General features: G+C 49.5%; 20 protein-coding genes and 3 pseudogenes. 10 read left to right on the forward strand and 13 right to left on the reverse strand.

From position 1 onward, the window contains the following. Positions 1-94: 94 nt before the first annotated feature. Genes C0Q44_RS07340 through C0Q44_RS07360 form a run of 5 tightly spaced genes read right to left on the reverse strand, consistent with a single transcriptional unit; the run spans position 95 to position 4,507 of the window. The gene (locus C0Q44_RS07340) at positions 95-766 is read right to left on the reverse strand and encodes a class I SAM-dependent methyltransferase (RefSeq protein WP_105406682.1); all 672 of its coding nucleotides are present in this window, start codon (positions 764-766) and stop codon (positions 95-97) included. Next, positions 763-2,301 carry a glycosyltransferase gene (locus C0Q44_RS30800; RefSeq protein WP_258166201.1) on the reverse strand — a complete coding sequence of 513 codons (1,539 nt, stop codon included), beginning with the start codon at positions 2,299-2,301 and terminating at the stop codon, positions 763-765. Before C0Q44_RS30800 ends, C0Q44_RS07340 begins: the two co-directional genes overlap by 4 nt. Before the next feature lies 1 nt (position 2,302). Next, a complete protein-coding gene (locus C0Q44_RS07355) occupies positions 2,303-3,217 on the reverse strand; it encodes a glycosyltransferase (protein WP_105406683.1) in 915 nt (304 codons plus the stop codon). Further along, positions 3,204-3,326, reverse strand: coding sequence for a hypothetical protein (locus C0Q44_RS30805; protein ID WP_258166202.1), 123 nt, complete (start codon positions 3,324-3,326; stop codon positions 3,204-3,206). Before C0Q44_RS30805 ends, C0Q44_RS07355 begins: the two co-directional genes overlap by 14 nt. After that, complete coding sequence (locus tag C0Q44_RS07360) at positions 3,323-4,507, reverse strand: hypothetical protein (RefSeq protein WP_105406684.1); 1,185 nt, start codon at positions 4,505-4,507, stop codon at positions 3,323-3,325. Before C0Q44_RS07360 ends, C0Q44_RS30805 begins: the two co-directional genes overlap by 4 nt. A gap of 386 nt (positions 4,508-4,893) precedes the next feature. On the opposite strand from C0Q44_RS07360, the gene C0Q44_RS07365 reads away from it, so the two are divergent. The 4 genes and pseudogenes from C0Q44_RS07365 (at position 4,894) to cydC (ending at position 11,031) form a co-directional block, all read left to right on the forward strand. After that, positions 4,894-6,309: a cytochrome ubiquinol oxidase subunit I gene (locus C0Q44_RS07365; RefSeq protein WP_105406685.1), complete on the forward strand. Its 1,416-nt coding sequence runs from the start codon at positions 4,894-4,896 to the stop codon at positions 6,307-6,309. Further along, positions 6,281-7,308 (forward strand): annotated as a pseudogene (gene cydB / locus C0Q44_RS07370) (cytochrome d ubiquinol oxidase subunit II). Before C0Q44_RS07365 ends, cydB begins: the two are co-directional and overlap by 29 nt. 1 nt (position 7,309) lies before the next feature. Continuing rightward, positions 7,310-9,094, forward strand: a complete 1,785-nt coding sequence (gene cydD / locus C0Q44_RS07375; RefSeq protein ID WP_105406686.1) for a thiol reductant ABC exporter subunit CydD — start codon at positions 7,310-7,312, stop codon at positions 9,092-9,094. Between the two features lies 1 nt (position 9,095). Continuing rightward, positions 9,096-11,031: pseudogene (gene cydC / locus C0Q44_RS32010) on the forward strand (thiol reductant ABC exporter subunit CydC). A 160-nt stretch (positions 11,032-11,191) separates the two neighbouring features. Here the strand turns inward: cydC and C0Q44_RS07385 are convergent. Beyond that, positions 11,192-12,223, reverse strand: coding sequence for a LacI family DNA-binding transcriptional regulator (locus C0Q44_RS07385; RefSeq protein ID WP_105407636.1), 1,032 nt, complete (start codon positions 12,221-12,223; stop codon positions 11,192-11,194). Positions 12,224-12,624: 401 nt separating this feature from the next. Here C0Q44_RS07385 and C0Q44_RS07390 point away from each other — a divergent pair, with 401 nt between their 5' ends. The 3 genes from C0Q44_RS07390 to C0Q44_RS07400 all read left to right on the forward strand — a co-directional run bounded on the left by C0Q44_RS07390 (position 12,625) and on the right by C0Q44_RS07400 (position 15,810). Beyond that, positions 12,625-13,968, forward strand: coding sequence for an ABC transporter substrate-binding protein (locus C0Q44_RS07390; RefSeq protein WP_105406687.1), 1,344 nt, complete (start codon positions 12,625-12,627; stop codon positions 13,966-13,968). A gap of 130 nt (positions 13,969-14,098) precedes the next feature. Next, complete coding sequence (locus C0Q44_RS07395; protein WP_105406688.1) at positions 14,099-14,992, forward strand: carbohydrate ABC transporter permease; 894 nt, start codon at positions 14,099-14,101, stop codon at positions 14,990-14,992. Further along, positions 14,992-15,810 (forward strand): carbohydrate ABC transporter permease, encoded by an 819-nt coding sequence (locus C0Q44_RS07400; protein ID WP_105406689.1) that lies wholly within the window; start codon positions 14,992-14,994, stop codon positions 15,808-15,810. Before C0Q44_RS07395 ends, C0Q44_RS07400 begins: the two co-directional genes overlap by 1 nt. A gap of 127 nt (positions 15,811-15,937) precedes the next feature. Here the strand turns inward: C0Q44_RS07400 and C0Q44_RS07405 are convergent, their stop codons facing one another. The 3 genes from C0Q44_RS07405 to C0Q44_RS07415 form a co-directional block, all read right to left on the reverse strand. Continuing rightward, a complete protein-coding gene (locus C0Q44_RS07405) occupies positions 15,938-16,897 on the reverse strand; it encodes an MraY family glycosyltransferase (RefSeq protein WP_105406690.1) in 960 nt (319 codons plus the stop codon). A gap of 116 nt (positions 16,898-17,013) precedes the next feature. Next, positions 17,014-17,829, reverse strand: coding sequence for a hypothetical protein (locus tag C0Q44_RS07410; RefSeq protein WP_105406691.1), 816 nt, complete (start codon positions 17,827-17,829; stop codon positions 17,014-17,016). Between the two features lie 69 nt (positions 17,830-17,898). Next, complete coding sequence (locus C0Q44_RS07415) at positions 17,899-18,216, reverse strand: ArsR/SmtB family transcription factor (RefSeq protein ID WP_258166203.1); 318 nt, start codon at positions 18,214-18,216, stop codon at positions 17,899-17,901. Positions 18,217-18,379: 163 nt separating this feature from the next. Here C0Q44_RS07415 and C0Q44_RS07420 point away from each other — a divergent pair, with 163 nt between their 5' ends. After that, the gene (locus C0Q44_RS07420) at positions 18,380-18,769 is read left to right on the forward strand and encodes a nuclear transport factor 2 family protein (protein WP_105406693.1); all 390 of its coding nucleotides are present in this window, start codon (positions 18,380-18,382) and stop codon (positions 18,767-18,769) included. Positions 18,770-19,236: 467 nt separating this feature from the next. Here the strand turns inward: C0Q44_RS07420 and gntK are convergent, their stop codons facing one another. The 4 genes from gntK to C0Q44_RS07440 all read right to left on the reverse strand — a co-directional run bounded on the left by gntK (position 19,237) and on the right by C0Q44_RS07440 (position 24,206). After that, on the reverse strand, positions 19,237-20,787 hold the full coding sequence (gntK, locus tag C0Q44_RS07425; protein WP_105406694.1) for a gluconokinase: 1,551 nt from the start codon (positions 20,785-20,787) through the stop codon (positions 19,237-19,239). A gap of 301 nt (positions 20,788-21,088) precedes the next feature. After that, positions 21,089-21,916: a carbohydrate ABC transporter permease gene (locus C0Q44_RS07430; protein WP_105406695.1), complete on the reverse strand. Its 828-nt coding sequence runs from the start codon at positions 21,914-21,916 to the stop codon at positions 21,089-21,091. A gap of 20 nt (positions 21,917-21,936) precedes the next feature. Further along, entirely contained in the window at positions 21,937-22,803 is an 867-nt protein-coding gene (locus C0Q44_RS07435) for a carbohydrate ABC transporter permease (RefSeq protein ID WP_374955092.1), read from the reverse strand. A 128-nt stretch (positions 22,804-22,931) separates the two neighbouring features. Continuing rightward, the gene (locus C0Q44_RS07440; protein WP_105406696.1) at positions 22,932-24,206 is read right to left on the reverse strand and encodes an ABC transporter substrate-binding protein; all 1,275 of its coding nucleotides are present in this window, start codon (positions 24,204-24,206) and stop codon (positions 22,932-22,934) included. A gap of 325 nt (positions 24,207-24,531) precedes the next feature. Here C0Q44_RS07440 and C0Q44_RS07445 point away from each other — a divergent pair, with 325 nt between their 5' ends. Both C0Q44_RS07445 and C0Q44_RS07450 read left to right on the forward strand, forming a co-directional pair. Further along, positions 24,532-25,299, forward strand: coding sequence for a GTP cyclohydrolase II (locus C0Q44_RS07445; RefSeq protein WP_105406697.1), 768 nt, complete (start codon positions 24,532-24,534; stop codon positions 25,297-25,299). Between the two features lie 183 nt (positions 25,300-25,482). Continuing rightward, positions 25,483-26,051, forward strand: a pseudogene (locus C0Q44_RS07450) (glycerol-3-phosphate responsive antiterminator). Positions 26,052-26,080: the final 29 nt, after the last annotated feature.

Raw genomic sequence — 26,080 nt, forward strand, 5'->3', positions numbered from 1 at the left:
CTTTTTTATCATTAAATGTAGCTACATGCTATCCCGACCGCGCAGTGGTTCAACGTAAAATCATTCGTTCCACTGATACCCATTCAACTCCATTTCAACCTTTGCAAATGACCGCACGGAAACAGCGAATCGGGGTGCCATACATGTCAGACGAGATGGCATCGGCCGGTTCCTTCACGTTTAGTTTATCTTCAATCCTTAATCCAGTGACCGCCATGATGGTCTCCAGCAGATCGGGCCGCATCTCGGGTACATCGAAGGTGGCGATTAGCTGTCCGTCTGGTTTCAGCACTCGGGCAAACTCACGAAAAGCCCGCAGCATGGTACCGGTGTCCAGATGTTCCAGAACAGAGATGCAGAATACCCGGTTGAACTTGCCGGATTCATAGGGTAGCTGAGCCAGATTGGCCTGGGCACGGTTCAGCCTTGCTAGATAGGATTCGGGCAGATCCTGAGCCGCTTGCTCACCAAAATCAGTGGCAATATCCAGTCGGATGGCTTCTTCGGACAGAATGCGCTCATCCCAGTCGCAGGCATGAACCTCGCGGCAGTGTTCTGCGAGCCAGAACTTGAACGGATGGGAGATCCCGCAGGCTGCATCAAGAACGACATCGTCCGCACGAGCAAACTGCCGGGCCCATTCGTATTCATAGGGGCGGCTCCACCATGCTGGATGCAGCGGGAAGACCAGAGTGTCCGTTTTGGGGTCACTTTGCCGAATATATCTTGATTCCATGAATTCCGTTGCCTTGGGCGCATCCATCATCCCCGAATTCCCTCCTTCAGTCCTGTTTCTGCCAAAAATGATTCCAAAACCGTGCTCCACCTGCTTCGCCATCTGGACAGATCATAGGATAATGCAGTCTCGCGTGCATAGATTCCCAGTCGTTCCCGTTCGGCCCGGTCCTGAACGAGACGCACCAGCGCAGCAGTCAGTTCCTGCTCACCTGGAGGTACCAGCAGCCCGTTAAATCCGTCCTGAATCAGATCATTCAGCCCGCCAACATTGGAGGCAATCACGGGAAGTCCACAGCTCATCGCTTCCAGACAGGCATAGGAGGTTCCCTCCGAGAACACCGTTGGAATGACAGCGATATCTGCCTGATGGTACGCCTCCCGAATATCCCGAAAATCATACGTGCGCTGGTTGATTCGTGCCGCATGTGGATGAGTACGATGCCAATATCGGAAGGTTCTTCCGACCGTACTGCCTTCGACCAGTTCCCCGGCAAATTCAATCTCCAGATCTGGGAAGGCCCCAAGTAATTTATCTGCTGCCAGCATCATCGGAATAATGCCCCGTTCCATGCTGATACGGCGTGGATATATAATGCGAATAGGGCGGGAAGGGACGGTGCTGACATCCTTAGCATGACGCTCACGGTGCCCCTCCATGTGGCTATCCACTTGAACGAGATCAGCTTCTTTTTCCACAGTTCTATCGGTGGCTCTATCCGCATACTTACTCGCTGAATCTCGACGGTTATGGTCAACTGTGTACGATGTACCATCACCATCGACTTCTTCCGATCTCGATAACCCCAATACGGGGTTTCCCGCTTCCTCTGCCTCTATATCTACATTTCCTGCGCCTTCTTCCGTATCAAAGTCCACGCTGACACGACTCGCCCTGCCACTGCTTTTGGTATCTTGCAACCCCGATATAGTTGCGCTGACATGTTCCTCGTGGCTCGCCAGATCCGTCTTCCAGGCAGCAAGCCACTCATCTTCCTGTTGCTGTTCGAAGGTCCGTCTTGGCGGAGCTGGTGTGAAATAGGACGTATCGACTGCATTGGGAATCAGGACAACCTGCCTTGGATCGGTAAACGTACATGCAGCTCTGCAAAAGGTCTGGAAATGGGAATCCACCGACACGATGCGAACAAGCCCATCCAGCGCCAGCTGAATATGTTCGGCAACTTGATGTTTGGTCTCCAGTGGAAGTCCGGGGCGATCCCAGTTAATGCCGTGGCAGATGCCAAGACTGCCGGGTTTGTAGGTGATGGGTTGCCAGAGACAGCTGGCATAGATCACTGGGCCCCGCGCTGCGGCTGCCATCCGGTCAAAAGCTTCGGGCACATTATCCATGTCGTACGCATAGCCAAATACATCAATTTGCTCCGTCCGGGTCTGAAACGCTTCAAAATACGATAACTGATGAACCTCGGGGATATGCCCGAGTCCACGAATCACACTGCACAGATCCAGAATATATCGCTCCAGCCCACCCCCGAATACCCGGCCGAATTCCCGGTTGTACCCATCGGTGAAGCTATGTGTCAGAATGCTGATTACGCCCATCTCACTGCCCCTCCTTCCAGGGAACCAGCCGGGGTTCCGGATCAAGAATGGACTCGTAATGTGCCAGACTGCCCCACTCGCCGCTCGGATCAATCCGTTTGTAACGCAGATATTTACGAACCCTGTCCTCCAGACTACCTGCCCAGCCGAGATGCTGGACCTTCAGTTCTGTGCTGACCCCGGGCAGAACAGTGCAAGACAAAGGAAGACGGGGGACGTGATGATTCTGCTGAGGATAGAAGTAGGGATATCCAGGCATATAACGCACAAGTGAAGCGGTATGCCGTTTGTGCAGACACCAGAGGTCATCTTCCCGGTAGTGAGTTCGCCCATCCCACATATCGTAGAATCGGAATGCGAACCAGTCGGCGTACTCCTGATTAATCAGAGCACGTATGGCTTTCTTGGCCTCCGTGCTGTACAGTTCATCTGCATCTACCGAGAGTAACCAGTCGGGACGGGTACCTGCTGCGGCTTGCCATAGCGTATTGCGAAGCCGCCACTCCTCGGCAAACAGCGGTTTCTCCAATACCTCAAGACGCACCACTTTCGGAAAAGCTTTGCAGATCTCCGGGGTGCCATCTGTGCTGGCATCGTCCACAATTACAATCTCATCCACGAACTCACTCAGATCATGGAGCACTTCTTCGAGGTATCGGCCGCGCTCATTACGAACCTGGAGCATCGCTGTCAGCTTATTGTCCTGACTTTTGCGAACCCGACGAATGGAGAATGGTTCTCTAAATATACTTGTTTCCTCTTGTATTGCAGCAGTCTTCGATTCTTTCTCACCGCTTGAGTCAGCCTCATCATGTACGTCGCTTCCGATGTCCTGTGGTCGTTGGGTTTCAGTTCGGATATCCCTGTGCACCATCGGCCCATTTACCTGTTGCCTGCGCTTCTTAGGGTCCAGCATCACGGCACCTCCCCAGCAATTGCTGTACAGCATGATCCAATAACTCCAGCTCGATAATCCGGGCCAGAGCATCCTCATCCTCCAGTGCCGTTTCGAGAAAATGTCTCACGGCCCCGTGACGCTCTCCACGCAGAGCCAGCGCAGTTCCGGATAACTGCTGATAATCCTGGCGACTGGCATTATCCTGAATATCGACTGCATGCACCAGAGCCAGCGCATCTTCCACACGTCCTGTCTCCTGATAGATGCGGAATTTCCAATGTCTTGCGGTTTCTCCTCCAAGGTCGTCCAGAATACGCAGTGCAGCCCCGTAATCATCGTTAATACGCAGCAGTTCCGCTCGTACAAGTTGATCTTCCCCGCCTCAAGCCAGCGACATAGCTGTTCATAATGATGTCGATCCTGTTCATCACCTGCACTGATTCCATACACCCGTAAGGCATTCTCCAACTGCCCGGCGCGGGCGTGGATGGCAGACAGAAATCGATAGTGAGAGGTCACGCAATCGCTGCGACCGTTCATGACCGCGTGAGCGAAAGCTTCTTGAAGAGAATTCATGGCCCGTGTATCTTCAAGCAAGTACTCATAGGCTGCGAGCAGAAAAGATATCGTCTCATGTGCACCTGCTTTGGCTCTGAGCTGGCGGTAGAAGTCGGCTCGCACACTGCATTGAAGCAGGGTAACGCTATCGGGGGTACCTGACAGGATCTGCCGCAGCGCATGCAGGAAGAACAGTTCGTAATCCCGGATAGGGACTTCGAGATCCTCTTTTTGCACCGTACCCGCTGGTGAAGGATCTTCGCCCCCCAGCCAGATGGCGCGAATGCCCTGGAATAACAGCTTCATATATCGCGTTTCGGAGGATGTGCCCACCAGATCGGCGATGCCGACCAGTTTGGCGATGCTGCTCTCCCATAGTGGTGATTCTGCTTCGTCTCCGGCAGGCTCAGGTAGCAGGACAATACACAGCTCCGGCTCCAGCGAAGCAGCAGCCATGAGCCAGTAAGGATGGGTGATCACTGCAACGGTGCGGGGTTCCGACAATAGCTGCTCGGCTTTGGGAAGGGTGATCACGTTAATGACCGCAGGTATATCCTCTGTTTGAGTCAGACTGCTGACATAATAGATATCTCCCTCCAGAGACAGCAACGCAGCAATATCGGGGTAGGGAAATGCCGACCAGCCTCCTTTGCGGGGGAAGAGAACATACCGGACAGGGGGTGGTGCTGTGCTGGCCTGATCCAGACCGACTTCGGAGTCTGTATCCGGTAACGGTGCAGGTTTTTCCATGAATTGTTCACCTCACCTTGATTGGATTGTGGTTCTTGATTCTTTGTTATACATGTGCTCCATGTTTTCACTTCATATGTAAAGCCCTCACGACACTTCGCATGATATGCCTGAGACTAACATATGGGCGTTCCGCCCCAAACATGAGTATCTTCCATGAATACATGAAGTGGACAAGCTGTAATAATAGGCTGAATTTTATCTATTGTGTGACCAGAATCACTTTTTTTTGCACGAACAAGGGAGAATGTGATAATTCTCACATGTATAAAATAGGTAATCTGGCACAATACGTTCATCAACGTATTTGGTGGACAGACAGCGAAGGTGCAGCTTCAATACCAGATACGCATACTGCGATGTGAACAGAAAGAAGGGGTAACGGTATGGATCCGATTATGTTATCGCGTATCCAATATGCACTTACAACGATTTTCCATTTCTTTTTTGTACCGCTTTCCATCGGTCTTGTACTGTTGGTTGCGATTATGGAGACGTTGTATGTCGTGAAGGGTAAAGAAATCTACAAAACGATGGCTAAATTCTGGGGCAAATTGTTCCTGATTAACTTTGCCGTCGGGGTTGTCACAGGCATTCTGCAAGAGTTTCAGTTCGGTATGAACTGGTCAGAGTATTCCCGTTTTGTCGGGGATGTGTTCGGTGCGCCACTGGCTATCGAAGCCTTATTGGCGTTTTTTATGGAGTCTACATTTATTGGGCTGTGGATATTCGGATGGGATCGATTGTCCAAAAAAGTCCATCTCGCCTGCATTTGGCTGGTATTCGTCGGCACATTCCTGTCGGCACTATGGATACTGGCAGCCAATTCATTCATGCAGCATCCCGTTGGGTTTGAGATGAATAACGGGCGAGCCGAGATGAATGATTTTCTGGCACTCATCACGAATGGTCAGCTTCTCGTTGAATTCCCGCATACCGTCTTTGGGGCATTGATGACAGGTGCCTTTGTCGTGACCGGGATTAGTGCCTACAAACTAATGAAGAAGCAGGACGTAGAGATCTTCCGCAAATCATTCCATATTGCGATCATCATTGGTTTGATCTCTTCCTTTGGCGTTGCCTTCTCCGGGCACTTCCAGGCGCAATATCTGGTGGAGACACAGCCGATGAAGATGGCAGCCAGTGAAGGCACGTGGACAACGACCGAAGATCCTGCGCCATGGACGGTAATTGCCTCCATTGATCCGGACAAACAGGAAAACTCCGGTGAGCTCAAGATCCCCGGATTGCTCAGTTACTTGTCCTACAGCAAGTTCTCGGGCAGTGTCAAAGGCATGAAGGAACTGCAAGCCGAGTATGAGCAGACGTATGGGCCAGGGAATTACATCCCGCCGGTACGGACGACCTTCTGGAGCTTCCGCATCATGATTGCTGCGGGTGGTCTGATGATTGCACTTGCACTGTACGGTACATTCCTGGCGATGCGCAAGAAGCTGGAGGTCGCCGGGAAGTGGTTCATGCGTCTGATGGTGTTCGCCATCTCCCTGCCGTTTATCGCCAATACTTCAGGTTGGATTATGACCGAGGTCGGAAGGCAGCCTTGGACGGTATTTGGATATATGACGACCGAAGCCGGAGTCTCACCGAATGTATCCGCAGGCATGATCTTGTTCTCCACCATAGCGTTCACAGCCGCATATACCGTTCTGGGTATCGTGATGGTGTATCTGTTCGTGCGTGAGATCAAGGCAGGGCCATATGCAGTAGATAAGCCGGAAGATCACGATGAATCGGCCGATCCGTTCGGCATGGATGGAGGTTATTCCGTTGTCACTAAGTGAGTTGTGGTTTGTGCTGATCGCCGTTTTATTTGTTGGATTTTTCTTCCTCGAAGGTTTTGATTTTGGTGTGGGCATGTCCACTGGGATTATTGCCAAAACAGATCGTGAACGCCGGACGCTGATCAATTCAATTGGTCCGTTCTGGGACGGTAACGAGGTGTGGCTGATTACGGCAGGCGGCGCGATGTTTGCTGCCTTCCCGCATTGGTATGCCACGATGTTCAGCGGTTTTTACCTGCCGCTTGTCGTCGTGCTGCTCGCCTTGATTGGTCGCGGGGTTGCCTTTGAATTCCGCAGTAAAATGAAACAACAGCGCTGGCGCAAAACATGGGATATCATCATTGTGGTATCCAGCGCACTTTTGCCGTTCCTGTTCGGCGTAGTCTTTGCCACGTTCATGAAGGGGCTGCCCATCGATGGGCAGATGCAGATGCGAGCAGGATTCCTCGATATCGTCAATCCGTATACCGTAATCGGCGGTCTGAGCGTCACCCTGCTATGTCTCGTTCACGGGCTGCTGTTTGCTTCACTGCGGACGGTGGGCGATCTCAGAGAACGTGCATTGATTACAGCCCAAAAACTGATGCTACCGCTGGCTGCAATTCTCGCCGTGTACGCCATCATGACCTATTTTATGACCGATGTGTTCACCGTTCGCGGTTGGGCACTGTGGATTATGGTTGTACTCGGGGAGTATCGCTGGCACTCGCAGCCTACTTCGTTCGTCAGAAGCGTGAAGGCTGGGCCTTCGGCATGACAGGGGCAGTTATTGCGATTGCCTTTGCCTCGGTATTTATCGGCTTGTTCCCAAGGGTTATGGTAAGTTCGTTTGGTTCGGCATTTGATCTGACTGTGTACAATGCCGCTTCCGGTGCATATTCATTGAAAGTGATGACCATCGTAGCTTGTACACTGCTGCCATTCGTGCTTGGTTATCAGTTCTGGAGTTATTATATTTTCCGCAAACGTCTGAACGAGCACCACCACCTGGAGTACTGATATGGGACGGGGGCTGCTGAAGCTGCCGGGCATCCGGCCGGTACTGGCGCTGGCATCAGCGCTGGTGCTACTCCAGGCGATGACGATCATTATGCAGGCCAAATGGCTGGCACAGGCCATCACGGCATTGTTTGAAGGTTCATCCATAACGGAGCAGTACCCTGTGCTGCTGCTGTTCCTGGCTGCTTTTGCCGCCCGCTACGCCATATCCTTCTGGTTGCAACTCCTGACTTCACGGTACGCGGAGAGAACAGGAACCGATCTGCGCAGACAGATGGTGCAGCAGTGGTTCAGGCTCGGGCCGCGGTATGCCAAAACGGAGGGTACAGGCCATCTGGTTACGCTTGCGCGTGAAGGGATAGCCCAATACAAGACGTATCTGGAACTGTTTATTCCACGTATGCTCGGCATGGGATTTACACCCGTGGTCATTCTGCTGTATGTGTTCAAGCTGGATCTCATGTCAGGGATTATTATGATGTTGACTCTCCCGATCCTGATTGTGTTCATGATTCTGATCGGCCTCGCGGCGCAGCGTAAGATAGACGGCCAATTCAGGTCCTACAAAGCGCTCGCTAACCATTTTGTCGATACACTTCGTGGCCTGGAGACGCTGAGGACATTGGGACAGAGCAAATCCCACGAAGGCACGATGATGCGGGTAAGCCAGCGGTACAGGAGAGCTACGATGTCTACCTTGCGCATGGCTTTCCTTTCTTCGTTTGCGCTCGATTTCTTCACGATGTTGTCTGTTGCGTCAGTCGCCGTTGGTCTGGGATTGCGACTAACGGAAGGACATATGCTGCTTGGTCCCGCGTTGACTGTACTTATCCTGGCACCGGAATATTTCTTGCCAGTGCGTATGCTGGGGGCCGATTACCATGCGACATTGGACGGCAAGGAGGCTGGAGCGGCCATCAACCAGGTAATTGAACGGGGCAGGGTCGCTGAACAGCAACAGAAGGAAGCTAATGCAAGTGTTGTTGCGCATGCGGGCACGGCAGCGGGGGGTCTTGATCCTTCCTCTTCCTCGGTCTTTTCCTGGAATGAGCGCAGCCGAATTGCACTAACAGATATACAGGTGCGGCATGAAGACGATGGTCCTTATTCATTAAGGGATGTTACGTTTCAGATGTCGGGTCTGGGCAAAGTCGGGATTATTGGCGCCAGTGGTGCAGGCAAGTCTACGCTGATGGATGTACTGGCAGGCTTTCAGATACCAACTTCAGGTCAGGTGTTAGCTAACGGGCAGCCGCTTACACCGAATATGCTGGAAACCTGGCGAAGACAGACGGCAGCGATCCCGCAGCATCCGTATATCTTCAGTGGAAGTCTGGCGGATAACGTTCGTTTCTACATGCCGGAGGCTTCGGATACAGAAGTAGCTGATGCCATCAAAGCTGCGGGATTGACCAAGCTGTTGTCTTCCTTATCCAGTGGGTTGCATGAGCGTATTGGGGCTGGCGGCAGACAGCTCAGTGGTGGACAGGAGCAACGGGTGGCACTGGCCAGAGCTTTGCTTAGTAAACGGAACATTCTGTTGCTTGATGAACCGACAGCACATCTGGATGTGGAGACGGAGTATGAGCTGAAACAGACGATGCTTCCTTTGTTTAAAGGCAAGCTTGTATTTTTGGCTACCCACCGACTGCACTGGATGCCACATATGGACCGGATTATCGTCATGGATGGCGGTACAGTAGCAGAGACCGGAACACATCAGGAGTTGCTCGCTCGGCAAGGTGTATATTATCAGATGATTCAGGCGCAGATGGAGGCGATATAAGATGAGATCCGGACAAGAACATATGGAGACTGCACGTAACGGGAGCAAAAAGGACAGCTGGATTGCTCCATATGTGGCACAGTACCGCTGGAGATTCATCGTTGTTATTGCACTGGGCACTTGTACTGCTCTATGTGCGGTGCTGTTGCTCTTCACCTCCGGATATCTGATCTCCAAGTCTGCGTTGCGTCCTGAGAATATTCTGATGGTATACGTGCCCATAGTGGGTGTACGTGCATTCGGGATTTTCCGCGCTGTATTCCGATATATTGAACGTTTGGCAGGACATGATGCAGTGCTTCGTGTACTTGCTGATCAACGGGTGAAGCTGTATCGGATTCTGGAGCCACAAGCCCTGTTCCTGCGTTCTCGCATGCAGACCGGAGATGTACTGGGGCACTTGCTGATGATGTGGAGCGTCTGCAAGATATTTACCTGCGTACCGTTTTTCCAGCCGTTACCGCGCTTGTAATGTACGGTGCGGCTGTGATCGCCTTTGGCCGTGTTGATCTGGGATTTGCGCTGTGGATGAGCTTGTACCTGTTATTTCTGGTTGTTGCATTGCCGGCGATCTCTCTGAAAGTGACCTGGAAATGGCATGTGCGGCTGAAGAAGGAAAACAGCAAGCTGTATACCCGTCTGACCGACGGTGTACTTGGACTGGGAGACTGGATCGCAAGTGGACGAGCTGCAGAATTCGTTCAGCAGCATGAAGAGGCGGAAGAACAGGTCGACGCAGTTCGTCGCAAGTTACGGCGCTGGACACGCTGGCGTGATCTGGCGGCCCAATGTGTCATTGGATGGTTGGTGATATCGGTTACGTTATGGGCCGGAAATGCGGCTTCGATCGGACAGTTGCCTGCGGTCATGATTGCCGCTTTTGTCCTTGTGCTGTTTCCACTCACGGAAACGCTCCTGCCTGTAGGGGATGCGGTGGAGCATCTTCCGCAGTACCGGGAATCACTGGACCGGTTGAAACAACTGGAAGGGAAAGAGCAGGCGCTGGAGCAGAACGGAATAGGAACTAGCCAAGGAACGGAGAAATGGATCTCTGGTGCAAAAGAAGGCATGACACCTGCTGGACAGCAGTCAGCTTCGGTGCAAACTGCGACACATGTACCGGACAGACGAATTCGCCTCCGTATTCCGCCCAAATTAAGAGCAGACATTGCAATCGAGCATGTGTTTTACCGTTATGCACCAGACGATGCGTATGCCGTGCAGGATGTATTTCTTCACCTGCCTCAAGGTAAACGATTAGCTATTCTTGGACGAAGCGGTGGCGGCAAATCGACCTTGTTGAAGCTGATCCAGGGGCATTGCTTCCGTCTGCGGGAAAAGTTCTAATCAATGATCTGCCTGTGCACAGCCTTGGTGAAAGTGTTCCGGATGTCATCGCCGTACTGAATCAAAGCCCGCATCTGTTCGACACAACGGTTGCGAACAATCTGCGGATTGGTCGCCCACAGGCCACGGATGATGAGATACGGCAGGTAGCTGCGCAAGTGGGCTTATCCGGGCTCATTGAATCCTTACCGCAGGGCTATAATACACCGATGCTGGAGACGGGTCTGCGTTTCTCCGGTGGGGAAAGGCAACGAATTGCGCTGGCCCGGGTACTGCTGCGGGAGACACCTGTTGTTATTTTCGATGAACCAACGGTAGGGCTTGACCCGGTGACGGAGCGCGAACTGATGCGTACCATTCTGGACAGCCTGCAGGGCAAAACCTTGATCTGGGTCACCCATCACCTGATTGGTGCGGAACAGATGGACGAACTTATTTTTATGGAAAATGGACAGATCGCCATGCAGGGTTCTCATGAACAACTGCTGGCTGGAGAAGAGCGATACCGCCGTCTTATTGAACTGGATCGGCCGGGATGGACGGACTTGCATCCAGCGGAGTTTAAGCTGTCTCCTACCGCTTCCAGATAGAAGGTAAGCAGATAGCATCTAGCTTCTGGTATATCCATATTTCTGAGAGGTACAGATTCTCTCTGAACGCGAAACGAGCCATGGAGTGATTCCAAGGCTCGTTTTTGTCATGTTCACAGCGGGTATACGTATTGTTGTTGCTAACTCTCGTCAAGTTTGTTCAGATCCCGTGGCCCGGGAGCATTGCTGTTCCACAGGATTGACGCAGAACCAGTTCTGGTTCGACTTTAATGCAACGATTATCCATTTGTTTATTCATTAGATCGAACAGAATCATGGCGGCAAGACGTCCGATTTTGTCCGTATCCTGTTTGACGGTTGTTAGCGGCGGATCGGTATAACGGCAGGCTTCGATATCGTCACAACCCGCTACGGCAATATCCTCCGGAATGCGCAAACCCGCTTCCTTAAAGGCGCGAATAGCTCCGAATGCAAGCAGATCCGTGGCTGCAAATACCGCGCGTGGCAGGACGGCACAGGTGAGCATTTGCTTGGCGGCTTCGTATCCGTCCGTCGCGGCATAATCTTTGCTGTATACCACCCAGTCGGGATTCTCCTCAAGACTAAACTGCTTTAGGGAACGTTTGAATGCCTTCTCCCTCTGTTGCATCACGAGAGAAGTTCGCCCCAGCCCGATAAACCCCATTTCCCGGTAACCGTTCATATAGAATTGCTCTACAACTTTGGTTGAAATCTTCTCATTATCCGACATGATGTAACAAGAGCTCTGTCCAGTCAGCTCGATATCAATTCCGATACACGGAGTGGGGCTTGCATCAAGGTCGGATACGCTGCTCTCCACTTCATCCCCCGCAATAATAATGCAGCCATCTACTTGAAAATATTTGGATCGCGCCAAGTAGTCTTCGCCCTGATCCAGAAACTTCTCATTCGAGAAGAAGAGTAAATCATATCCGAGCAAGCCAATTTGTTTCTTAAAAGCATTGATAACCTGTACGAAGAAAGGGTGACTGAAATCTACGTTCAGCTTCCCTGCAAAAACGACGCCAACGAGGTTGGATTTTTTGGTCGCGAGCGTTTTGGCTGAAGAAGAAGGACGATAGCCGGTCTCCTCCATAATCTTAATCACTCGTTGGCGAGTCTCCTCACCGATATCTGGATAGTTGTTGATGATCTTGGACACCGTTGCAACAGACACGCCGGCTAAACTGGCTATCGTTTTGATATTCATAAACATCCCTCGACTTCTAAACCGATTTCGTAAACTGTTGCTATACCGTTCTCTTAGCTTTTAAGAAATATTTTATGTCACTACGGACGGAGAGTCAACAGCAGAAGGATGTTTCAAACTTAAAATAACAGCTATACATAGATTTTAGTTGGTTAGAGATATATATCACGAGAATTCTATTGGAGTTTAGCACATTAACTTGATAAGTATAGAACATTTAGGGTGTTTTGAAAGGGAAAAAATTATAGATACTGTAATTCCTTATACCAAGCGGATTGAGGTGTAGAAATTATAGGAAAATAAATAAACTATTTACAAAATAACGAGGTGGAGTCATAATGAGGTGGTGAATAACGAAACTAGTTTCGTAAATTAATTCCAAATGGTTGGGGGTAAACGATATGAAGAAAAAGATATTATCCATTTCACTTGTAACCGCTTTACTATTTTTACTTGCAGCTTGTGGCAGTAGCTCTACCGAATCAGAAGGAAGCCAGACTGCAGATGGCAGCAAAAAAGTGACTTTGAAGATCATTCACTGGCAGCAGGAGAATATTAACAACTACATCAAAGAGTTCAATAAGAAATTTGAAGAAAAATATCCGGACGTTAAGGTGGAATATACAACAGTTCCGGCAGACGCAACTTACGATCAGTTGATGCAAACACGGATGAACGCTGGTAACAACGGAGATGTGGATATCATTCCGCTCAAGTCAAGCTTTGTAGGCGCTCCGCAGGAATGGTCCAAGGGTGCTGCTGATCCGATGTGGAAACAGTGGATTGAAGCAGGGCTGATCAGTGATCTGTCTGATCAATCATTTATCAAAAACTACAATGATGTGGATGTACAGAATGCCATGACGTACAACGACAAGGTGTACGGTGTAAACATGGGCAAGGTGGCTTTCACAGGATTGTTCTACAATAAGGATCTCTTTGCAAAATATAATCTGGAAATACCTTCAACCTGGGATGAATTGCAAAATGTCATCCAGGTGTTTAAAGACAATGGAGTAGAAGCACTTGGTTTCGCCGGTAAGGATGTATGGCCAATAGGCCTTGCAGTACAAGGCCTTCAGGCTTCTATTCATGATGATCAGCTTGGTTATATCAAAGGTCTGTGGACTGGCGAAACGAAGCTGACTGATCCGGTGCAAATTGAAGTCTTGCAAAAATCTCAGGTTTTGATGAACAGTGCAATGTCTGGCTTCATGGGCATTGACTACGGAACATTACCAAGTTTGTTCGCCACAGGCAAGGTGGCTATGATTGCTGACGGCACTTGGGATGCAACGACGATTCAAACGGCCAACCCTGATCTGAAGTTCGGGTATTTCCCCATTCCGGGTAGCAATGATGCTGCCAAGAACCAAAATCTGGCTGGTAAATACGATATGACCTGGATGGTGGTGGATAAATCACCGAACAAGGATTACGCAATGAAATGGCTTGAAATGTTGTCGGAGAAAGAGAACTACACGGACTTTGTGAATGCAGCCGGCTTCCTGCCAACACAGCCTGATGTGGAAATGACGAGTGAGTTTATCAAAGGCATTCAGCCATACCTGGAAGACTTCAAGCTTTCCTGGGATCAGTTGTTCATTAACCGTCAGAATGTAGGACAGTACATTGCTGAGGCCAGCGTTCACGCGGAGATGCTCAAGCCTGCCGGACCGATTGCAACACCGGAAGAGCTTGCGAGCAAGTCACAAGCGGACTGGGACGCTGCTGCTCCGAAGTAAATTAACGTTCATGGCACTAAATGTGCCGCAAGCGCCGGAATAGCGCTCGGGTCAGAGCCTTCAGGCCCGACCAGGCGGTTATTCCGGTTTTCCTTTGTCTTAGTGTTACCCCATGAAAGGTGTGAGGACGATGTATCCGTTTGGCAAAGGTAAGGCACGGCTGATTCCTTATCTGTTTTTGAGCATTCCATTGCTGCTTTATGTCGTGTTTGGCTTCGGCCCATCACTCGTAACGGTACTGTTTTCGTTTACGGATGCTACTGGCGTTCGGGGCCAGGAATGGAGCTTTGTCGGCTTCGAAAATTATAAAACCTTTTTTGGTGCATCCAATGCGGGAGATCGAATGGATGCGATTGGGCGATCCTTATATTTTGCATTTGCTGTTGTGATCATACAAAATGCAGTAGGCTTGTTCATGGCGATCTTGGTCAATAAGAAGCTTAAAGGCGATAAATTGTATCGTGCGGTATTCTTTTTGCCGGTGGTGCTGGGTGTTACGGTGTCTGGACTCATTTGGCAACTTGTTGCGAATCCGCTGGGTGGACCCGCCCAGTCGCTTCTGAATTTCTTTGGGACCAGTTCCAACTTTTTTGGCGATTATAATATTGCCTTTGAACTGATTATTTTTGTTCAAATCTGGATGTACATGGGTTACTCCATGACGATTTTTCTTGCAGGTCTGCAATCCATTCCGAGCGATCTGTATGAGGCAGGTTACATGGATGGTGCTTCGGGGTGGAAAGCATTTATTAACATTACGTTCCCGATGATTGCTCCTGCATTCACGGTCAACATGCTGTTGTCCATTATCGGGGCTTTGCAAACCTTTGACATTATCTATGTACTCACAGGTGGTAAGTTCAATACAACGACGCTTGCGTTTGATGTATATGCTACGGCATTTGGCACCGGGACGGCTGATTACGGTTTGGCTTCCGCCGTTGCGATGATTCAGTTCCTCTTTGTATTTACGATATCCATGGTGGCGCTGTTTTATCTTCGCCGAAGAGAGGTGGAAGTGTAATGAAGCAGAGCAACACGTCGAGAATGATCAGCTACGTCATCGTCCTGCTTATGCTTGCGTTGTATATTTTCCCTCTATTCTATCTGTTCAATGTATCCATGAAGACACAGACGGAGTATTTACTAGATCCTGTCGCACTTACCGAAGGCATTCGGCTAGAGAATTTTGCAGAAGCATGGAATAAAGGAAACTTCTCTCAGTATATGTGGAACAGTGTGCTCTATACAGGGATGTCCACCCTGCTGACGTTGATTTTATCTGTATTTGCTGCATTTCCGCTCGCACGCAGATACGTGAAGTTCAGCACACTCATTTATATTTTCTTTCTGATCTCCATGTATCTTCCGAACCCGCTCATTCCGCAGTTTTCCCTGATCAACAATCTGGGTCTATATAACACCCAAATCGGGTACATTTTATTGAAGACGACAGGTACAGGCATTGCGTTTCTCATGTTTGTAGGTTATATCAAGTCTATATCGCGTGAACTGGATGAGGCGGCTGCGATGGATGGGTGTGGGTATACACGGTATCTGTTCACCATCCTTGTTCCGTTAATGAAGCCTATACTGGCAACAGGCATTATTCTCACGGCGATTGGGGTATGGAACGATATTATTGGACCGACCATCTATCTATCTGATCCGAATTATCAGCCGGTGACCAAGGGGCTCTTCACCTTCTATGGACAATACATGAATAACTGGCCGTTGTTGGCCTGTGGCATTCTAATCGTTACCTTGCCGCTGGTTGTGCTGTATGTTGCTTTGCAACGTTTCATTGTTGGAGGCGCTATGGCTGGGGCGGTTAAATCGTAGGCTTGAAGCGCGTGAGTTAACAGAATGGAGTCCGAAAAAAGGTATGTGGTTCAAAAAGAACATCATAAGAAAGCCACCCTCAACGCAATGAAGGTGGCTTCTGTGATTTCTATTCGTTATTTTAGTTTTACAACTCCACTAACATCAGAATAATAGAGGACAGACAGAGGCATGTGCTGACGAGATATAGCACGCCAACCACCTGCTTGTGGTTCAATCCGGCACGAAGTAGTCGATAATGAGCCTGACTCGCATCAGCCTGATAGATGGCTTTGCCTTGAATAAAGCGTTTGATGACGACAAAAATATTGTCGAAGATCGGTACACCGAGCGCCAGAATCGGAATGAAAATGGACAACATGGTTGCTTGTTTGAAAGCGCCGTCCAAGGCAATAACGGCCAGGATGAAGCCAAGGAACGTAGCGCCTGCATCCCCCATGAACACTTTGGCAGGAGCCTTGTTGTACTTCAGATAACCGATCGTTACCCCAACCAGAATGATAGACATAAGCGCAGAATCACTTTGACCTTTGGTAATAGCCACGATAAACAGTGTAATCGCCGAGATCGCAGATAATCCGCCAGCCAGTCCGTCCATGCCGTCGGAGAAGTTAATAACGGTGGTTACCCCGAAGATCCAGAGGATCGTCAGAATGAATTGCAGCCAGATCGGTAGCATGATGTATTCCGCATTGAACGGATTCACGAACCCGGTGAACGCAATGCCGGAAGCAAATACGAGCACTGCCGCAGAGACCTGAACAATCATCTTGGGCAGGGCAGGGAAGTCTTTGCCTTTGGTTTTGTACCAGTCGTCGATGGTACCGATCGTTAACAGAAGCATACCGCCAGCGACCAGAGCCGCCGTTTCCCATGTGATTTCTTTCGTTAGTACAATGTATGTCAGGAAGAATCCAGTAAATATCGCGTAACTCGCCGTTAGTGGAATCGGTTGCCTGTGCAGCTTACGCTCCACGTCTACCCGGGGCTTGTCCACAAAATCGAGCCGGTGTGCCAGTCGACCAAGTGGCGGAATAAGCAGAACCACGACAGCAAAAGACAATATAAAAGCCAGTATGTATACCATAACTTTGCTTGTTTCACTCCCATCTACCAATTTCCCCTATTATACGAGCTAAACCAGAAATCTGTCGATGTCATTATTGTAACCTGTCCGTCTTTAAAGTAGCAGCAGAGCAAGGTTTATAGCGTTTGGGGAAGGTAGGAGCCAAAGTAATGCTGGGCCGCTTCTGCATTATAACCGTCATCGCCTTGCCAGATTGCTGCAAAATTGAAATCGCTGGAACCACCTTTACCTTTTCTCGGTTGTTCTCCAGGAGCCAATATGCCGGCTGCGGACCAAATTTCCAGCAGGGCATCCCGTTCCTGTTTGCTGGAAGGGAACAGGTCTTTCCACTTTTTCTCCAGAGAGCGTGCGCTATCTTTAGGATCTTCCGTCTGGGCTGTTTCAAGCAGGTTAACCAGGATGGCTTGGTCTTCAGGGGTTACTTCATAACATGCATCGTTGTCGAGACGAAGCAATTCCAAGTCCATCAGACAATAGAGCAACCAGCCATGACGAACCCCGCCCCATTTCATCCGTTCAAAATTCATGACGTTCAGGTCTACGTTGGTATAGTGTTGGTCGGATTGCAAACGCAGGAAATTACAATCTCCACAGGAGCTGGTATTGGGATGAAGCGCAGGACGTTCCCCGTAGGTGTGCAGGGGCATCCTCGATGTTAAAGCCCAGCTGGAAAGTGCGCTACGTAGATAAACTTTTTTGGTGGACAGACTATGTAGAAAAGCCGAAATCACCCGTTCCTTGAACGAGTCATCCTGATGCATGTCGTGTAGGCGCTGAACCATCTCGTCATGGGTGATCGTGAGTGGGTCGAACATGACGCCTTTGCTTTTGGCATATTCAAATTCATCCCCGGAGAAGGGCGCAAAGGCTGCCTTCCAGCCGCCACTTCCCCAGAATGTGCCCAGCAGTATCTTGGCTGCTTTTTGGTCCATATCGTTAGCCTCCTGTATCCAAATTACGATTATGATCATTGTGGTTCTTCTATCCCAAAGCTGCTTACTTTAATGTGCGTATTCCGCGGTTGTATTCAGGATCATCTCGACTAGACCTGGAAAACGCGTGTTTAATTCTTCCTTTCGTAGGGAATAAAAGTGCTGTTTACCTTCAATACGCGGCTGGATCACGCCAGCTTCACGTAAAATTTTGATGTGATGGGACAACGTGGATTTGGAAATATGATCTACTTCGAAGGCGGAACAGTTTTTCTCGCCAGAGCCGGCCAGACAGTGTGCAATTTTCATGCGGATCGGATCACCCAATGCATTGCAAACCGTGGTCAGCTTCAATTCCGAAGCCATAGGTATCGTTGGAGTTCTCATATCTATGACGTTAGCACATTCGGCTTTCTCTTTCAATGTTTGAAAAATTTCGAACTATATCTTGCAGGCAGTATAAGAAGTATGTTACATTTCTCTTCAGTTAGTTCGAAAATATTCGAACTGTAAGATTAGAAAACGGCTTTTTATTCTAGGAGGAATATGAATGAGTACCACAAGTACGACTACGATGTTGAACAACTATTTCCGTTTATTTGATGCTTCACGTTCAGACGAGCGTGCCATGCAGGACTTATTGTCTTTGTTCACACCGGACGCAGAGATTGTGCTTAACGGCACCAGCCGCACAGGATTTGACGGTTTTATGAAAGCTTTCTACGAGTACAATAAGGATGTTAAACACATGTGGGACGGGTGGATGCAACAGCCTGACGGCAGCTACCAGACCAACTGGGCGGTATGCGGACAAGCGGCGGACGGAACGGTATATGCCAAAGCAGGCATTGATATTGCACGTGTGAATGATGCGGGGCAGATTGTGTATCTGGAGAATGTACAGGCTGACGAGAATGCGTTCAGTAACTATAAGCAGTAATCGCTTGATGTAAAAAGTAAATATGATCTTGTTTCGAAACTAAACTCTACAGCCATTCAAGGTTGTGGAGTTTTTGGTTATGTACAGTCCTCAACCATATATCAATCATGCAGAACACGGATTGATGGCTTTTGCTCTAATGAAGGCTCGCCTTCACCGATACGGATATACGACGGCGGTCGCATGTAAGAGCTGCATTTCTAGCAGACTTCATTATGAAATGTACATATTACAATGATAACAAAGTAAGCCTTAGTCTGAAAGCTTATGTTAGCCAAGCTCGCTGTAGCTGGGCGCCCCCAACCTTCCTAGGGTAACGCAGCTGACGCTGACAACACCCCTATGTCTTGACCAACTTTACTTTGGAAAAATTCAGCGCGTGTGGTCAAATTTTAACGAACCTGACACACGCAATTGTATGGTATTTGACTGAGTTAAGATTCTAACGAATCTCAGGCGCGTTATTCCTACTCCTGCATCGTCCTATTCTGAAAAGCAGCGATGTCTGCATATTCCTCTTCGAATTTGCGGGAGATGCGGATGAAGATCGGCAGCAATTCCCGATAGACGCGGACACTGTCGGGGTCTGGCTGGTGCCGATGCGTCGAACCGATCATGCCGGAGACGGCGCTCAGGGAATCGATGCGGCCCGTCGCATACAGTCCGAGTACGGCTGCGCCGAGGCAGGAGCTCTCGATGCTTTCGGGGATGATGACATCCTGATCGAAAATATCCGCCATCATCTGCCGCCACAGCTCGGAGCGGGCAAAGCCTCCTGTTGCCTGGATCTTCTTTGGACGTCCAATCTTCTCTTCAATCGCCAGCATGACCGTGTACAGGTTGAACAAGACACCCTCAAGCGCGGCGCGAATCATATGCTCTTTCTTATGATGCAGCGTCAGGCCGAAGAACGAGCCACGAGCATTTGGATTCCAGAGCGGAGCGCGCTCACCCGTCATGTACGGATGGAACAGCAGACCTTCTGAGCCTGGAGGAACATTTTCAGCTACACGAGTCAGTACTTCATACGGATCAATCCCCAGTCGCTTCGCCGTCTCCACTTCGGATGCTGCTAACTCATCCCGAATCCAGCGAAAAATAACGCCACCATTATTCACTGGCCCGCCAATGACCCATGCGTCCTCCGTGAGTGCATAACAGAAGAAGCGTCCTTTCGGATCGGTCACCGGTTTGTCGACAACGGTACGAATGGCTCCGCTGGTGCCAATGGTCACCGCAACTACGCCTGGATCGATTGCGTTCACGCCCAGATTGGAGAGTACCCCATCACTGGCCCCGATGACAAAGGGGGTCGTGATTGCAATGCCCATCTCCTTTGCATACTCCGGGTGCAATCCATGTTTCAGTACATGCGTTGTCGGCACCAATCGGGACAGATGCTCCGGGGTAATACCCGCTACATGAAGTGCTTCTGCGTCCCAGTTCAGTTTGTCCAGGTTCATGAGTCCAGTGGCTGAGGCCATCGAGTGATCAATGACGTATTCCGAGAACAATTTATAGAAGACATATTCTTTCATGGAGATGAATTTGTGTGTCTGTCTGAACAGTTCGGGTTGATCCCGGGTGAGCCACATGATTTTGGTGAGTGGGGACATCGGATGAATCGGTGTGCCTGTTCTCAGATAGATCTCGTGACCATTCATCTCGGACTTGAGTACTTCCGTCCATTCGGCACTGCGATTGTCTGCCCATGTCATGGCCCGCATCAGCGGTTTGCCGTGTTGATCGACAGGCAGGATACTGTGCATAGCCGAGCTGAAGGATACGAATGAAATGTCGTCCGGCTTCACTCCCGCTTTGGAGGTGGCCTGTTTAACCGATGATATTACTGCTTTAAAAATATCTTCCGCATCCTGCTCTGCAATGGCAGGAGTAGGTGTGTATAGTGGATAATCGGCACTGCCTTGAGCCACAATGGTTCCGTTCTGTTCAAACAAGACGGCTTTGGTGGAGGTCGTGCCGATATCTACGCCGATCATATAGGGTGAAGAAGCCATTTGGTCATCCCTCTTTCTTGAATATATATGTGAAATGAATGCTGTTACACGTTAACACTTCGGGTACAGAAAGCCTTCCGATCGCCGTTATCCCCAAATTTCTTGATTCTCTCTTCAAAGGGAGAAATTTGGTTATAAATGCGAACACTTCATTTCTTCAGGCTCTTTCTATCCCCTCCGCCCACGTGGCGCTATTCATTTAACTTATACGGCATCTGGTATTTTATCTATAGATAAGAATATCAGACTTGAGGGATGGATCAAAATGGATCACAATACGCCAATCTCTACTACACAATCTTCAATCCTTCACCGCTCCTGCGGCAATATCCGAAATAAACTGGCGGCTAATGAACAGGAACATGATGATGAGCGGAATGACAGCGAGCAACGTACCTGCGATCACCATCGCATAGTCTGTGTTGTACAGTCCGTTTAATTGAGACAACGCAATCTGGAGCGTGTATTTGCGTTCATCCGTCAGGACAATGAGCGGCCATAGATAGTCATTCCATACCCCGATGAACGTGAACGCGCCGAGGAATGCAAAGGCAGGTCGCAGAATGGGCAGTGCTACATTCCAATAGAGTCGGAAGAAATTACAGCCGTCGATACGGCCCGCATCCAGCAAATCGTTCGGAATCGACTCGGTCGCATACTGGCGAATCCAGAAGATGCCGAAGGCATTCACCATGCCTGGTATGATGAGGGCTTTGAAGGAACCGACCCAGCCGAACGTGGCCATGAGCACGAACGAAGGCACCAGCGACAGCTGAGAAGGTACCATCATGGTCGCGAGCAGCAGGATGAAGAGCCACTTTTTGCCGGGAAAATCAAACTTCGCAAACGCAAACCCCGCGAGTGAGTCAAAAAACAGTACAAGGATCGTCACGAGGCCCGACACAAACAACGTATTCAGGAAGGCACCCCAGAAATCAATCTGTTGCAGCACCCGCGTAATATTATTCCAGAATTCACCCCCGAACCAGAGCTGGGGCGGGAACTTGTAGATATCGGACGTTGTCCGGGTAGACATTACAATCAGCCAATAGAACGGGAACATGGATATGAGCATGCCCCCGATAAGACCGGTATACAACACCAGCGATTTGAGGTGTTTGGTCGCCATGTGCGCTCCCCCTTATCACATCAGGATGATTTGCCTTGAACAAGCTTCCAGTTCACAATCGAGAACAGGGCGATAATGAGGAACATGCCCCAACCAACGGCAGCGCCATATCCGAAGTAATTGTTAATGAAGGATTCACGGTAGAGGTACAATACAATCGTCATGCCTGCTGCACCTGCGCCGCCATTGTTACCTACCAATATTTGTGGCTCGGTGAACAGCTGCATACCGCCGATAGTTGATGTAATGACCGTGAACAGGATAACCGGACGCAACATCGGAATCGTAATTCGGAAAAAGGATTGTATCGCTGATGCCCCGTCAATCTTGGCTGCTTCGTATAACGTCTGAGGGATGCTCTGAAGTCCGGCCAGATAGATGACCGCGTTATACCCGGTCCAGCGCCAGACCACCATGGAGGAGATCGCGACTTTGATGCCCCACGGTGCATTCAGCCACTCTACCACCGGTAGCCCGACTGACTGTAACAGATAATTGAGAAAGCCATAATTGTTGGCAAATAAAGCACCGAAGATAATGGCTACCGCCACGATGGACGTGACGTTTGGCATGAAATAACCGACCCGAAATAGGGTGCGGAATTTGACAAAAGGTGCATGCAGCAGAAAGGCAATAATGAGGGCAAAGAACAGCATCGGAATGGTGGCGTAAATCCAGATCATGAATGTATTGCCCACAGCTTGCCAGAACTCTGCATCGGTCAGCATGTATTTGAAATTGTTAAGTCCGTTGTACGTCATGACACCGATGCCATCCCACTTATGAAAAGCCAGATAGAGTGAGAACCCGATCGGGAACAAGCCAAATACCGCAAACAGAATATAAAACGGCGATATCGCAACATAGAGTGCACGATGCTCCCACATCCTGGACCACAGTGACTTCTGCCGATCCAGATCGGGTCTTGCATTTCCGGGATCGGGAGTAAGGCGAAGTTCAGTTACAGCCATATGAATTCCTCCTTTGCGGATAACGAAACCACACGTTCTTCAGGTTAACGCTGCAATTCCCGCTCAACGCGGTGTACCGTATCCGTCCAGACCTGCTGAGGATCGGTATTTTGATTCGCGACATCATTCAGCCGCCGGGTAATAATGTTGTGTACCGAAGGGTATCTTTCGCCAAAAAAGGCATCCGGCACTTGTTGTGCCGATTCGGCAAATACAGGTCCAGTCGCCTGTCCGCCGAAGAAAGGTTCTTTCTCTTTCACGGCAGGGTCATCAAACACACCCGGCGCAGAAGGGAACAGGTTCAGCGTCTGATATTGCTCCAGCTGATTTTCGGGGCTTTGCAGCCAGCGAACCAGTTCATAGGCTTCTCTAGGATGCTTGCTGGATTTCAGGATGGACAGGAAAGATCCCCCGTTATTGCCATCTCCTCCCGGTGCCCGAGCGACCCGCCATTTACCGGATGTGTCCGGAGCGGCTTCCTGAAGAACTTGCTTCATCCAGACCGCACCGACAAAGGAGGCAATCTCCCCATTATTCATTGCTGCATTCCAGGTTGGAGTCCAGCCATCTGCATTGGCAAGAAGTCCCTTTTGGTGGAAAGCAATAGAGGTATCCCAGCTTGTTCGCACCAGAGGGGAATCCATGCCGATAAATGACCCATCCGGTCGGAAGTAACGTTCAGCACCTTGAGACAACACTTGGTTGTAAACGCTTCCAATGTTATCGGTTAGAAATACCTTGCCTCCGAATTTCTCCTTGATCTGTTCTCCTGCAGCAGCATAGGCATCCCAACTGTTAATCTGACGCGTAACATCATCCGGTTCAGATGGAAGTCCAGCCTCCTTAAACAGGTCTTCGCGGTAAAAGAGGGCTGTCGGTCCCGTATCCATCGGGAAACCGATCATCTGTCCGCTTGGTGTTACACCTTGTTTCCATTTCCACGCCAGATACTGGTCTTCGACGTCTCCTGCGCCGAGATCGTACAGATTATAGAAACGGTCCTCACTGGGGAATAGCTCCATGATCCAGTCGTTCAATGCCACAATATCTGGTTCACCTGAGCGTGCAGCGAGTGTGGTTTTGAGCTTTGCTTTGAAATCACCGCCGATTTTCTGAGCCGTCAGTTCAATATTGGGGAACTTCTCTTTGGCCCTGGCAATCAACTTATCATCGATGGAACGGTTCCAATACCATAATGTAAGCGTTACCTTTTTGTTGTTCGCTGAATCGTCTTGTCCGGGCCAGATGGAGCATCCGCTTATAAGCAGGACGCAGACCATCATTATGGCTGTCCAGCATGTTCTTTTCCGGCGGATCATGTGCATAACCCCCTCATCGTTAAGTTCGAGGCATGAAGTGCTTTGGACTACAACATTAGTGTATGAGCAGTTTATAATCTCATACCCAATATTCCTGAAATGAAACACTTATTTGTGTCAGTTACGTAACATAAAATTAGTAGTTACTTTAAAAATAAAAGTTACTTGACACATTATAATTTTTATTTTAAACTAACTTACATAAAGTAACTAATGATGATGAAAATAATATAGATACGTACTATATAACATCCGAGTGATCCATTTTCGCTTTGGATGCGAATCAATCAGCATATAAGAAGGCTTATTACAGGAGGAACCTACAATGATCAATTCACATATTATTCAACTGCTTGCCCCCAAAATCCAGACTTTTCCGAGTGGAAAAGAATTCATTTACCTCGTGGGACCGATTAAACTTCCGGTTAGCCTGGGTGGGGAGACCAAGACATTCCAGTGGTACAGCTGGATGAAATCGGACAAGGCGATGGAGAGCGGCGAGCTGATCGAATCTTTGGCGGCTGCTGAACTGGCAGAGCGTCAGCAATCCAGTGTCTTGGTGTATGGTGACTTTGCCGAAGCGCAGGATGCAATGATTCGGATGCACAGTATCTGTCATACAGGCGACATCTTTGGCAGCAAACGCTGTGATTGTGGCTTCCAATTGGAGCAATCGATGACAATGATTGCTGCTCACGGAGCAGGTGCGCTGTTCTATCTTGCCAACCACGAAGGGCGAGGCATTGGTCTGTTCAGCAAAGCGATGGCGTACATTTTGCAAGAAGAAGGTCTGGATACGGTGGATGCGAACTTGCAACTCGGATTCACGGACGATGCCCGTAATTATGATGATGCGATTGCTGTATTGCGTGCACTTCGCACCGCACCCGTTACATTGATTACCAACAATCCGCGGAAGCTTGCGGCCTTGCAGGAAGCGGGATTGAATGTGGGCGGACGTGTCCCACTATGGGGAGATCGTTCTTCCTTCAACGAGAAATATCTGCAGACCAAAGTAAGCCGCTCCGGTCATTTGGCTGAAAATGATGGCTGGGCTGGGGCAGAGACGCTGCTTCCGCATGCACAGGCTTAAACGTAATTCATAGATGTATCGATTGGCTGTTGTTGTGCTCTCCATGTTGGAGAAGTGCAGCAACGGCTTTTTTGTTATGGATGATGGGGTAGGCTCCTCTTTTTCAGATTCACGGAATGGCTTGCCGTTCGTATACTGCGGATTATACAATATAGAAATCTGATGAATGCGGGAGGAACGAAGGTGCCATTTGAGGGACAACGTATGTTGCCGGCTGCGAAGAGCATGAAGCAGTTCGAAGCGATGATTGAAGGCCCTTATACCTACGGGGTAATGCTGGAAACCCATATTGCACAGCTTCAGAGTATGATGGATGAGGCACGGCGGTATGACAAGAAGATTCTTTTGCATGCAGATCTGGTACAGGGATTGAAGAACGATGAGTATGCGGCAGAGTATCTGTGTCAGCATATTCGCCCGGCAGGACTGATCTCTACACGGGCAAGTGTCATTCAGAAGGCGAAGCAGAAAGGCATTACAGCTATACAACGTGTTTTTCTGTTGGATACCCATGCGCTGGAGAAAAGTTATCTCTTGCTGGCCAAGACTCAACCTGATTATATTGAAGTACTACCTGGGGTCATTCCGCATATTATTGCGGAGGTATCTGTACGCACCGGTATCCCGATTATCGCGGGGGATTGATACGATCGCCGGAAGAGGTCGAACTGGCGCTTGGCGTTGGTGCTACGGCAGTGACCACATCAAATGCAGACCTGATTCGACACTTTCAGAAATCGCTTACACCCTGAAAAATAACCCACAACAGGAGGTTGTCTGT

It is taken from the genome of Paenibacillus sp. PCH8 (genome assembly GCF_002968835.1).
Classification (GTDB): domain Bacteria; phylum Bacillota; class Bacilli; order Paenibacillales; family Paenibacillaceae; genus Paenibacillus.